Source organism: Actinotalea ferrariae, assembly GCF_019733465.1.
Lineage (GTDB): Bacteria > Actinomycetota > Actinomycetes > Actinomycetales > Cellulomonadaceae > Actinotalea > Actinotalea ferrariae_A.
Genome location: NZ_JACVQL010000189.1, coordinates 1 through 11,470 on the forward strand (window position 1 = coordinate 1; position 11,470 = coordinate 11,470).

11 protein-coding genes are annotated in these 11,470 nt (G+C 74.5%); 9 read left to right on the top strand and 2 right to left on the bottom strand.

Going from position 1 to position 11,470, the window contains the following annotated elements; translation table 11 throughout:
- On the top strand, positions 1 to 265 hold a 265-nt coding region (locus ICW40_RS14745), incomplete at its 5' end, for an RsmE family RNA methyltransferase (protein ID WP_221654772.1).
- An 18-nt stretch (positions 266 to 283) separates the two neighbouring features.
- Here ICW40_RS14745 and ICW40_RS21625 read toward each other — a convergent pair.
- Entirely contained in the window at positions 284 to 832 is a 549-nt protein-coding gene (locus tag ICW40_RS21625; protein WP_221654773.1) for a Gmad2 immunoglobulin-like domain-containing protein, read from the bottom strand.
- 77 nt (positions 833 to 909) lie between these two features.
- Between ICW40_RS21625 and ICW40_RS14755 the strand changes: the two genes are divergently transcribed.
- From ICW40_RS14755 to leuA, 8 genes are all read left to right on the top strand, one after another.
- On the top strand, positions 910 to 1,293 hold the full coding sequence (locus ICW40_RS14755; RefSeq protein ID WP_221654774.1) for an HIT domain-containing protein: 384 nt from the start codon (positions 910 to 912) through the stop codon (positions 1,291 to 1,293).
- A 120-nt stretch (positions 1,294 to 1,413) separates the two neighbouring features.
- A complete protein-coding gene (locus tag ICW40_RS14760; protein WP_221654775.1) occupies positions 1,414 to 2,445 on the top strand; it encodes a PhoH family protein in 1,032 nt (343 codons plus the stop codon).
- A complete protein-coding gene (ybeY, locus tag ICW40_RS14765) occupies positions 2,442 to 2,894 on the top strand; it encodes an rRNA maturation RNase YbeY (protein WP_221654776.1) in 453 nt (150 codons plus the stop codon). The genes ICW40_RS14760 and ybeY overlap by 4 nt, the downstream gene beginning before the upstream one ends.
- Positions 2,891 to 4,180 (top strand): hemolysin family protein, encoded by a 1,290-nt coding sequence (locus ICW40_RS14770; protein ID WP_221654777.1) that lies wholly within the window; start codon positions 2,891 to 2,893, stop codon positions 4,178 to 4,180. The genes ybeY and ICW40_RS14770 overlap by 4 nt, the downstream gene beginning before the upstream one ends.
- Positions 4,177 to 5,130 carry a GTPase Era gene (era, locus tag ICW40_RS14775; RefSeq protein ID WP_221654778.1) on the top strand — a complete coding sequence of 318 codons (954 nt, stop codon included), beginning with the start codon at positions 4,177 to 4,179 and terminating at the stop codon, positions 5,128 to 5,130. Before ICW40_RS14770 ends, era begins: the two co-directional genes overlap by 4 nt.
- A 120-nt stretch (positions 5,131 to 5,250) precedes the next feature.
- On the top strand, positions 5,251 to 6,741 hold the full coding sequence (locus ICW40_RS14780) for an alpha/beta hydrolase family protein (RefSeq protein ID WP_308121826.1): 1,491 nt from the start codon (positions 5,251 to 5,253) through the stop codon (positions 6,739 to 6,741).
- 141 nt (positions 6,742 to 6,882) lie between these two features.
- A complete protein-coding gene (locus ICW40_RS14785) occupies positions 6,883 to 8,451 on the top strand; it encodes a variant leucine-rich repeat-containing protein (protein WP_221654779.1) in 1,569 nt (522 codons plus the stop codon).
- Positions 8,452 to 8,616: 165 nt separating this feature from the next.
- Entirely contained in the window at positions 8,617 to 10,443 is a 1,827-nt protein-coding gene (leuA, locus tag ICW40_RS14790) for a 2-isopropylmalate synthase (protein ID WP_221654780.1), read from the top strand.
- Between the two features lie 139 nt (positions 10,444 to 10,582).
- Here the strand turns inward: leuA and rsgA are convergent.
- Positions 10,583 to 11,470 (bottom strand): ribosome small subunit-dependent GTPase A (gene rsgA / locus ICW40_RS14795; protein ID WP_221654781.1); only part of this gene is annotated, 888 nt, incomplete at its 5' end.

The window sequence follows — 11,470 nt, forward strand, 5'->3', positions numbered from 1 at the left end:
CGTGCTGCCCGACGTCGTGCTGCCCGACGTCGTGCTGCCCGACGTCGCGTCGCGCGACGTCGCGTCGCCCGATGGCGGCACGGTCGCGCCGGCCGAGGTGACGGTCGTCGTGGGCCCGGAGGGTGGCATCGCCGACGACGAGCTCGCCGCGCTCGAGGCGGCCGGGGCGACCACGGTCCGCCTCGGGCCGCACGTGCTGCGCACGTCGACCGCCGGTCCCGTGGCCCTCGCGCTGCTCGCCGACCGGCTCGGCCGGTGGGGCTGAGGGTCGTGGACGCCCGCCTCAGCGGACGGTGAAGGTGACCTCGACGAGGTTGCGCCCCGACTCGCCGCTCGCGCCGTCGGACATGCCCGGCTCCCAGACCTGCAGCGTGTAGCGGCCGGGCTCGAGGTCGAGCGGCACCTCCCACGGGCCGACCTCACCGTTCGCGCCCGCGGTCGTGAAGCCCTCGGCGACCGCGTCCTGCGTCCCCGTGACGAGGACGCGGTACAGCAGGGTCGCCTCGAACGCGGTCCCCTCGCCGCGTGCGGTGAACGGCGACGTGACCTCGCCTTCCGCGAGCGGCGACGTGATCGAGTTCGGCCCGTTCACCGCCGGCGCCCCGGGCGTCGGGCTCGGTCCGGGCGTCGCGTCCGGCGTCGCCTCGGGCGTGGGCGCGGGGCTCGCGGTCGAGGTCGCCGCGGGCGTCGGGCTGCCCGTCGCGGCGGGCGTGTCCTCGGCCGTGCCCGTCTGGCACGCCGCGAGGCCCGCCACGAGGACTGCCGCCGTCGCGGCGGTGGCGAGCGCGGAGCGCGCCCGTGACCGGGTCGCGCTGCGGGCGGTGCGGTCCACGGGCTCCTCCACGGTCTCGGGCGGGTGGCGGCCATCCTCGCAGCCACGGCGGGTGCCCCGGCGCTACCGTGGTCGGCATGTCGACCACCGCGACCCCGTCGAGCTCGGCCCCCGGGCCGGCCGACGCCGACTGCCTCTTCTGCCGCATCGTCGCCGGCGAGGTGCCGGCGACGGTCGTCGCGACCTCCGAGCACGCCGTCGCGTTCCGCGACATCGACCCGCAGGCGCCCGTGCACGTGCTCGTGGTGCCGCGCGCGCACCACCGCGACGTCGTCTCGCTCGCGGCGGCCGACCCCGCGCTGCTGGCGGCCGTCGTCGCCCTCGGGGACGAGGTGGCCCGCGCCGAGGCGGGCGGCGAGTTCCGGCTCGTCTTCAACACCGGTGCCCAGTCCGGGCAGTCGGTCTTCCACGTCCACGGGCACGTGCTCGGCGGCGCACGCCTCGGGTGGTCCCCGGGCTGACGGAGCGGACTCCCGCCCCCGAGCGGCCGGCGCGCGCGCCGTTAAGATGAAGGGTGCAGGCGGCACGCCGTCGTCGGCCCCGAAGAGCGACCCGAGGAGACCCGGCCGACGGCCGAACCCATGGCTGACACATCCGCGCGACGCCTGCACGGCGCAGGCGGCGGCGACGTCGAGCACCGCATCGTCGTCCCGTCCCACCTCCCCGCGGTCGCCCTCCTCGGGACGGGTGACGAGGTCCTCCGGGCCGTGGAGGCAGGCTTCCCGTCCGTACGCATCCACGCACGCGGCGACCAGATCACGCTCCAGGGCCCCCCGGGCGACGTCGCGCTCGTCGCGCGCCTGCTCGACGAGCTGCTCGAGGTCGCGGCGACGGGCACCGAGCTGAGCGGCGACGTCGTCGCGCGGTCGGTGCGCATGCTCACCGCGGCGACCGCGAGCCGGCCGGCCGAGGTGCTGACGCAGAACATCCTGTCCTCGCGCGGCCGCACGATCCGGCCCAAGACGGTCGGGCAGAAGACGTACGTCGACGCGATCGACCGCCACACGATCACCTTCGGCATCGGTCCCGCCGGCACGGGGAAGACGTACCTCGCGATGGCCAAGGCCGTGCAGGCGCTGCAGGCGAAGCAGGTCAACCGCATCGTGCTCACGCGCCCCGCGGTCGAGGCCGGCGAGCGGCTGGGCTTCCTGCCGGGCTCCCTGAGCGACAAGATCGACCCGTACCTGCACCCGCTGTACGACGCGCTCCACGACATGGTGGACCCGGACTCGATCCCGCGGCTCATGGAGTCGGGCACGGTCGAGGTCGCGCCGCTCGCCTACATGCGCGGCCGCACGCTCAACGACGCCTTCATCATCCTCGACGAGGCGCAGAACACCTCGACCGAGCAGATGAAGATGTTCCTCACGCGCCTCGGCTTCGGCGCCAAGATGGTCGTCACGGGCGACGTGACGCAGGTCGACCTGCCGGGCGGGACGACGTCGGGCCTGCGCGTGGTCGAGGAGATCCTCGGCGGGGTCGACGACGTCGAGTTCTGCCGCCTGACGTCCGACGACGTCGTCCGGCACCGGCTCGTCGGGTCCATCATCGACGCGTACGCGAGCTGGGACCAGACGCGCGCCGGCCACGACCCGCGGGGTCCGCGCCGATGAGCATCGAGGTCAACAACGAGTCCGGCGTCGCCGTCGACGAGGCCGAGTTCGCCGCCCTCGGACGGCACGTGCTCGACGCGATGAACGTCCACCCGCAGACGGACCTGTCGATCCTGCTCGTGGGCACCGACGTCATGAGCGAGCTGCACGTGCAGTGGATGGACGAGCCGGGGCCCACCGACGTCCTGTCCTTCCCGATGGACGAGCTGCGGCCGGGGACCGACGGCGAGCCGTCGCCCCCGGGGCTGCTGGGCGACGTCGTCCTGTGCCCCGAGGTCGCCGCGAAGCAGGCCCGCGACGCCGGCCACTCCACCACCGAGGAGCTCCTGCTCCTCACGACGCACGGCATCCTCCACCTGCTCGGCTACGACCACGCGGAGCCCGAGGAGGAGAAGGAGATGTTCGCGCTGCAGCGCCGGCTGCTCCTGACGTTCCTCTCCGCACGATGACGGGGGTGCCGGTCCCCGCCCTGCTCGCCGCGGCGGCGCTGCTCGTCGTGCCGGCCGCGCTGCTCTCCGCGGGGGAGACGGCGCTCCTGCGCGTGAGCCGCTCCGCGCTCGCCGACCTGACCGCGTCGGACGGCCCCACGGGCCGTCGCCTGCGCCGCGTCGCCGAGGACCAGCACCGCACGGCGTCGGCGGCCGCGCTGGTCCGGGTCCTGCTCGAGGCCGTCGCGGCGGTCGCCCTCACCCTCGCGCTGTCCGCGACCGGTCTCCTCTGGTGGCAGGTGCTCGTCATCGCGGCGGCCCTGGTCACGGCGGTCGCCGTCGTCGCCGTGCGGCACGTGCCGCGCACGCTGGGACGCCGCCACGCCGTGGGGGCGCTGCGGCTGACGGCGCGGCTGCTCGTGGTCGCGCGCGTGCTGACGACGCCGCTGCGCTCACCGGGCGCAGGGATCTCCGACCAGCACGACCTGACCGACGACGAGCTGCGGGACATGGTCGACCGGGTGAGCGAGTCCGAGCACATGGAGGACGAGGAGCGGGAGATGTTCCGCTCCGTGCTCGAGCTGGGCGACACGATCACGCGCGCGGTCATGGTGCCGCGCACCGACATGATCACGCTCCCGAGCGGCACGCCGCTGCGCAAGGCGCTGTCGCTGTTCCTGCGGTCGGGCTACTCGCGCGTGCCCGTGGTCGGCCGCTCGGTCGACGACGTGCTCGGCGTCCTGTACTTCAAGGACGTCGTGCGCCACATCCACCTGCACCCCGGCTCGGACGGCGAGCCGGTCGACGCGCTGCTGCGGCCGCCGGTCTTCGTCCCGGAGTCCAAGCCCGCCGACGACCTGCTCCGCGAGATGCAGCAGGGCGCCTTCCACATGGCCATGGTGGTCGACGAGTTCGGCGGCATCGCCGGCCTCGTCACGATCGAGGACGCCCTCGAGGAGATCGTCGGCGAGCTCACCGACGAGCACGACCGTTCCGCCGTCGAGGTCGAGGCGCTGCCGGACGGGTCGTTCCGTGTGCCGTCCCGGATGCCGGTGGACGAGCTCGGCGAGCTCTTCGACCTCACGCTCGACGACGACGACGTCGACAGCGCCGGCGGTCTGCTGGCGAAGGCGCTCGGCAAGGTCCCCCTCGCGGGGGCGAGCGCGGTGGTCGCGGGGCTCGAGCTCACGGCCGACCGCGTGGAGGGACGCCGCCGTCAGGTGGCTACGCTGCTCGTGCGTCGAGCGCCCGCGGAGGCCGCGCGCCCCGACGACGCCCCCACCCCCACGCAAGGAGCACCACGATGACCGCCCACGCCGACCACGGGCCGGGTGGTGCACCGTTCCGGTCCGGCTTCGTCTGCATCGTCGGGCGGCCCAACGCGGGCAAGTCCACGCTGACCAACGCGCTGGTCGGGCAGAAGGTCGCGATCACCTCGGGCCGTCCGCAGACCACGCGGCACGTCATCCGGGGGATCGTGCACCGGCCGGACGCGCAGGTCGTGCTCGTCGACACCCCCGGCCTCCACCGGCCGCGCACGCTGCTGGGCGAACGTCTCAACGACCTCGTGCGCGACACCCTGAGCGAGGTCGACGTCGTCGTCTTCTGCCTGCCGGCGGACCAGCGCGTCGGACCGGGGGACCGGTGGATCGCGCAGCAGCTCGCCGACCTCGCCCGCGGCCGCCAGGCCCCGCCCGTGGTCGCGGTCGCGACCAAGGCGGACACGGTGCCGAAGGGCCGGCTCGCGGAGCACCTCATGGCCGTGGCGGCACTCGGCGAGTGGGCCGACGTCGTGCCCGTGAGCGCGGTCGAGGGGTACCAGGTCGACACGCTGATCGACGTCCTCGTCGGCCACCTCGAGCCGGGCCCGGCCCTGTACCCGGACGGTGAGCTCACGGACGAGCCCGAGGCCGTCATGGTCGCCGAGCTCGTCCGCGAGGCCGCTCTCGAGGGCGTGCGCGACGAGCTGCCGCACTCGCTCGCCGTGGTGGTCGACGAGATCACCCCGCGGCCCGACCGTGACGGCAGCGACGGGCAGCCGCCGTTCCTCGACGTGCGGGTGCAGCTCTTCGTCGAGCGGGACAGCCAGAAGGCCATCATCATCGGCAAGGGCGGCTCCCGGCTGCGCGAGGTCGGCTCGACCGCGCGCCGCGGGATCGAGGCGCTCCTCGGCGCCCGCGTCTACCTCGACCTCCACGTCAAGGTCGCCAAGGACTGGCAGCGCGACCCGAAGCAGCTGCGCAGGCTGGGCTTCTGAGGCGCGCGCAGGGCTCCTGACGCGCCCGCGGAGCTCGGCGGACGCGCCCCGGGGGGCGAGCGCCGCGCCGTGGCGAGCGGTGGGACGGCGCCTCGTGCCCCGTCGGTAGACTCCCCGACCGTGCGGTACCGGATAGCGCTGACCAGCGCGGTGGCAGTGGTCGCGCTCGGCATCCTCGGCGGCATGGCCGGCCCCGGCTGGGACCCCGTGCCGCTCACCGAGACCATCGAGGTCGAGACCCCGGACACCACGATCGGCGGGGTGCAGGACGCGGACCCGGTCGGGACCTACGACGTCGCGACGTCCGTGGTGACGGTCGAGCTGGCCGGGACCGAGGTCGAGGCCCAGATCAGCGAGCCGGTGGGCGCCGAGGGTGAACGTCCCGGCGTCGTCTTCGTCCACGGTGCCGGCACGGGCCGGTTCGAGGACGCCTTCGTCCAGCAGGCCCACGCCCTGGCGAGCGCGGGCGTCGTCGCGATGGTCCCGAACAAGAACCTCGAGACGTACTCGACGCGCACGCGCGACTACCCCGCGATGGCGAGCGACTACCTGCGCAGCGTCGAGCTGCTGCGCGGCCTGCCCGGGGTGGACCCCGAGCGCGTCGGGGTCTACGGCGAGAGCGAGGGCAGCTGGGTCGTGCCCGTGATGGCGGCCGACAACCCCGCCGTGGCCTTCGTCGTGCTCGTCGCCGCCCCCGTGGTGACCCCGCGCGAGCAGGCAGCCTTCGCGGTCGACTCCTACCTGCGCAACACGGGCGTGCCGGTCGAGGTGCTCCGCTCCATCCCGCGGTTCGTCGGCATGGAGTTCCCGGGCGGCGGCTTCGAGTACACCCGCTTCGAGGTGCAGCCGTTCCAGCAGCGCATGCGCCAGCCGGTCCTCGTGGTCTACGGCACGGGGGACGCCGCCATGCCGACCGTGCAGGGCGCGCTCCAGCTGGTCGAGGACCTGACGGTCGCCGGCAACCCCGACTGGACCGTCCGCTACTACGAGGACGCCAACCACGGGATCAAGGTCGACGGCGTCCTGGTGCCCGAGTTCGCCCGTGACCTCGTCGACTGGGTCCACGGCCTGCCCGAGGCGGGCGACGCGCGGCCCCGGGTCGCCGGTGACGAGCCGTACCAGCGGTTCGTCGCGGCGCCCGTCGAGCGCCCGCGGTGGTACGCCGAGGGCGACCTGCTCGTCGCCGCCCTGGCCGCGGCGCTCCTCGCCGTGCTCGTCGGCCCGGTGCTGTGGGTGGTGCGCCGCGCGCGGGGTCGCCGGGAGCGCGCGCTGGCCCCGGGCATCCGCGGCCCCCTCGCGACGATGGCCGCGGGTGCCGTCGGGACGCTCGTGCTGCTCGTGGCGTACCTGCTCTCGGTCGCGTACCTCGCGCAGAACTACCGGACCAGCACGCTCCTGGTGCAGGGCGGCTGGCTCACGGTGCGCCTCCTGGGCGTCACCGCCGTGGTCGCCGGCGTGGTCCTCGTGTACCGCATCCTCGACGGCCGGCGGCTGCGTGCCGAGCCGGCGGCGCGGACGGCGGCGGGGGAGTGGACGCTCGCGACGGCTGTCGGCGGTGCGGTGCTGCTGCTCCTGACGCTCGCCTACTTCGGCGTCTTCCCACCCGTCTGACCGGGGGCCCGTCCCACGGGGCCCGGCCGGCGCGCGACCGCCTCCCGGTCCGCGTGGGATTGGGCGCCGCAGGCCCGGACAGCGCTACGGTTCTCGCCGGGACGCCCTGAGGCGCCCACCGGACGGAGGGGCAGGACGACGATGACGGACGCACAGGGGTTCACCGCGGCGCAGGCAGCCGATCCGGGTACGCCGGGGCAGGTGCTCGCCGACATCGCCGCGCAGCGGCCCGACCTGCGGCCCGCGGTCGCCTCGAACCCGGCCGCCTACCCCGGCCTCCTCCAGTGGCTCGGCGCCCTGGGTGACCCGTCCGTCGACGCGGCTCTCGCGGCCCGCCCGGCGAGCCCCGACGCCCCGACCGAGGTCATCGGCGCGCCCGCGGACGGTGCACCGCAGGCCGGGGACGCCGAGACCCAGGTGCTGCCCGCCGAGCACGACGGCGGCGCCCCGAGCGCGCCCGACGAGGCGCCGACGCAGGTCGTGCCCGAGGCCCAGACGCAGGTGCTGCCCGAGGCCCAGACCGGGCCGACGGACGCCCAGACCGCAGCGGACCGTCCGGCCGCGCCCCCGTACTCGGCCCCGTCGCCGTACGCCCCGCAGACGGGTCAGCAGCAGGGCCAGCACGGCCAGCCCTACGGCCAGCAGCAGGGCCAGCAGGGCCAGGCCTACGGCCAGCAGCCGGGCCAGCCGGGCCAGCCCTACGGCCAGCAGCCGGGCCAGCAGAGCCAGCCCTACGGCCAGCCGCCCTACGGTCAGTCCGGCGCGCAGCCCTACGGCCAGGGCGCGCCCGGGCAGCAGCAGCCGTACGGTGCGCCGGCGACGGCGTACGGGCAGCCGGCCCAAGGGCCGGCGACGGCCTACGGCCAGGCACCCGCGACCGCCTACGCCGGTGCCGGCGGCGGCGCAGGCCAGGGCACCGCGACGGCGTACGGGCAGCCCTACGGCTACCAGCCCGGGTCCACGCCGCCCGCGAAGAGCAACAAGACCCTGTGGATCGTGCTCGCCGTCGTCGGCGGCGTCATCGTCCTGGGGATCGCCGCCTTCTTCGTCATCCGCGGCGTCCTGGGCTCGCTCGGCCCGGACGGCACGTACGGCTCGGACCCCGAGCTCGACGCGCTGTACGACGCGTGCGCGGACGAGGACTGGCAGGCGTGCGACGACCTGTACATGGAGTCGCCGCGCGGCTCCGAGTACGAGGCGTTCGGCGACTCGTGCGGCGGGCGCACCGACGGCGGCACGTACTGCACCACCGAGTTCGGCACCGACGGCGGCACGGACGGCGGCACCGACGAGGGCGAGGAGGGCACCGACGAGGGCGGCGCCTCCGACCCGAACGCCTACGGCGACGACCCCGAGCTCGACGCGCTGTGGGACCAGTGCGCCGCGGGCGACGGCGCAGCGTGCGACGACCTCTACATCTCGGCGCCGCTCGGCTCCGAGTACGAGGAGTTCGGCAACACGTGCGGCGGCACCACGACCGGTGGCGGGTCGTGCCAGGTGGACGAGGGCACGGAGTCCGGCGCCTCGGACACCTACGGCGACGACCCGGAGCTCGACGCGCTGTGGGACGCCTGCGCGGGCGGCGACAACGCCGCGTGCGACGACCTCTTCATGGAGTCGGGGTTCGACACCGGGTACGAGGAGTTCGGCGAGACGTGCGGCGGTCGTGGCAAGCCCGTGGGTCAGATCTGGTGCGACCCGGCCGCGTGAGCGGCCCGGGGGCATCGGGGTACAGTGCTCGGGTGCGCGTGACACAGCCTCGGCTGCTCCTTCGTCGCCGCGGTGGGGTCTGACGACCGGTCCCTCATCGCGGTGGTCGGTGTGCCGGTCAGTCCGTCCGACAAGCCGAGACCCGAGGACACCCGAGGACCAGCCATGAGCTCTGACACCAGCACCACCGCCGACGGCGCCACGAGCGCCGCCGAGGCCGGCGAGCGCCGTCCCGCCACGACCGACGCCCCGTACTCCGAGCGCACGGCTCAGAAGCCGTCGCCGATGCGGGTGCACAAGTACCGGCCCTTCCACGAGCAGCTCACCGTGGATCTGCCGGACCGCACCTGGCCCGACCGTCGGATGGAGCGCGCCCCCCGCTGGTGCGCGGTCGACCTGCGCGACGGCAACCAGGCGCTCATCGAGCCGATGAACCCCGAGCGCAAGCTCCGGATGTTCGAGCTGCTCGTCGAGATGGGGTTCAAGGAGATCGAGGTCGGGTTCCCGTCGGCGTCCCAGACGGACTTCGACTTCGTGCGGATGCTCATCGACGAGGGGCGCATCCCGGACGACGTCGTCATCCAGGTGCTGACCCAGTCCCGCGAGCACCTCATCGAGCGCACGTACGAGGCCATCGCCGGCGCCAAGCAGGCGATCGTGCACCTGTACAACTCGACGTCCGTGCTGCAGCGCGAGGTGGTGTTCCGCGCGGACGAGGACGGCATCCTCGACATCGCGACGTCGGGCGCCCACCTGTGCAAGAAGTACGAGGAGACCATCCCGGGCACCGACGTCTACTACGAGTACAGCCCAGAGTCCTACACCGGCACCGAGCTCGAGTACGCGCTGCGCGTGTGCAACGCCGTGATCGACGTCTTCGGCCCCACGCCGGAGAAGAAGGTCATCATCAACCTGCCCGCGACGGTCGAGATGGCGACGCCCAACGTCTACGCCGACTCGATCGAGTGGATGAGCCGGCGCCTGCACCAGCGCGAGAACGTCGTGCTGTCGCTGCACCCGCACAACGACCGGGGCACCGCCGTCGCGGCCGCCGAGCTCGGCTACCTCGCCGGGGCGGACCGCATCGAGGGCTGCCTCTTCGGCAACGGCGAGCGCACGGGCAACGTCTGCCTCGTCACGCTGGGCATGAACCTGCTGAGCCAGGGCATCGACCCCGAGCTCGACTTCAGCGACATCGACCGCATCCGGCGCACGGTCGAGTGGTGCAACCAGTTGCCCGTGCACGAGCGCCACCCGTACGGCGGCGACCTCGTCTTCACGGCGTTCTCCGGCTCGCACCAGGACGCCATCAAGAAGGGCTTCGACCACATGGCGGCGAAGGCCGCGGCGCAGGGGGTCGAGGTCGACGACCTCGTCTGGGCGGTGCCGTACCTCCCGATCGACCCGCGCGACGTCGGCCGCTCGTACGAGGCCGTGATCCGCGTGAACTCGCAGTCCGGCAAGGGCGGCATGGCGTACCTGCTCAAGACCGAGCGGCACCTCGACCTGCCGCGCCGGCTCCAGATCGAGTTCTCGCGCGTCGTCCAGGCGTACACGGACTCGTCGGGGCACGAGGTCACCGCCGACGACCTGTGGCGCATCTTCACCGACGAGTACCTGCCGGTCGAGCCGGGCAGCGAGCTCGCGCCGTGGGGCCGGTTCTCGCTGCACGGCAGCCGGACGGTCAGCTCCGAGGGCGGACCGGACCGGCTGTCGGTCGACCTCGTGGAGTCGGGCGTGCGGCGCACGGTCGAGGGCGAGGGCAACGGTCCCGTGGACGCGTTCGTCGCGGCGCTGGCGAGCGTGGGTCAGCAGGTCGAGGTGCTGGACTACGCCGAGCACGCGCTCTCGACCGGCGGCGACGCCAACGCGGCCGCGTACGTCGAGTGCGCCGTCGGCGACGAGGTGCTCTGGGGCGTCGGCATCGACCCCTCGATCACGACGGCCTCGTTCAAGGCGATCATCTCGGCCGTGAACCGCGCCCACCGCTGAGGCCGCCGCCGGGGGCACCCCGGCAGTCGTAGCCCCGTGCCGAGGCCGCCGGTCCTCTGACCGGCGGCCTCGGCAGTCCGCGCGTCCGCGTGTCCGCGCGTCCGCCGTCAGCCGCCGCGCGTCCTCCTCGCGCCTGACCTCAGGGCCGCACCTGCTGCTTGCGGTACGCCTTCGCGATCGCCTTGCGCCGGCCCGCGGCCTGCGCCCGCAGCCGGGCGTCGACGCGCTCGGCCTGGTGGGCCGCCTCGCGCAGCAGCTTGCGGTAGCTGTGGAGACGGCGCTCGGAGAGCTCGCCGGTCTCGAGCGCGGCCAGGACGGCGCACCCCGGTTCGGTGAGGTGCGCGCAGTCGTGGAACCGGCACCCGGCGGCGAGCTCGTCGACGTCGGCGAACACGTCGTCGAGCGCCTCCCGGCCGGCGAGCCCGACCGTCCGCAGGCCGGGGGTGTCGAGCACCGCACCGCCCCCGGGGACGAGGTGGAGCTCGCGCGTGACCGTCGTGTGCCGGCCCTTGCCGTCCGTGCGGAGCGCCTGCGTGCGCATGGTCGTCGTGCCGACCAGCGCGTTGAGCAGCGTCGACTTGCCCACGCCCGAGGCCCCGAGCAGAGCGACGGTCGCCCCGGAGGCGAGGAGCTCGCGCAGGGGCTCCAGCCCGACGTCGTCCGTGGCCGAGACGGCGTGCACGTCGGCGCCGGGGGCGACGTCGGCGACCTCCGCGCGCAGCGCCTCGGGGAGCGCGACGAGGTCGCTCTTCGTCAGCACCACGACGGGACGGGCGCCCGAGGACCAGGCGAGCGCGAGCAGGCGCTCGACCCGCGCGAGGTCGCCGTCGGGCGCCATGCCCTCGACCACGGCGGCGACGTCGGCGTTCGCCGCGAGCACCTGCTCGTACGAGGAGCCGGAGGCGACCTGCGCGCGGACGACGGCGGTCCGGCGGGGCAGGACCTCGGTGACGACGGCAGCCGACGTGCCGGCCGGGGCGGCGGCGCCGTCGAGCCGCACCCAGTCGCCCGCGGCGGGGACCGCCGC

Coding starts and splice junctions, on each gene's coding strand:
- ICW40_RS14770 (WP_221654777.1), top strand. CDS start 2,891: ATGACGGGGGTGCCGGTCCCCGCCCTGCTCGCCGCGGCGGCGCTGCTC.
- ybeY (WP_221654776.1), top strand. CDS start 2,442: ATGAGCATCGAGGTCAACAACGAGTCCGGCGTCGCCGTCGACGAGGCC.
- leuA (WP_221654780.1), top strand. CDS start 8,617: ATGAGCTCTGACACCAGCACCACCGCCGACGGCGCCACGAGCGCCGCC.
- ICW40_RS14755 (WP_221654774.1), top strand. CDS start 910: ATGTCGACCACCGCGACCCCGTCGAGCTCGGCCCCCGGGCCGGCCGAC.
- ICW40_RS14785 (WP_221654779.1), top strand. CDS start 6,883: ATGACGGACGCACAGGGGTTCACCGCGGCGCAGGCAGCCGATCCGGGT.
- era (WP_221654778.1), top strand. CDS start 4,177: ATGACCGCCCACGCCGACCACGGGCCGGGTGGTGCACCGTTCCGGTCC.
- ICW40_RS14760 (WP_221654775.1), top strand. CDS start 1,414: ATGGCTGACACATCCGCGCGACGCCTGCACGGCGCAGGCGGCGGCGAC.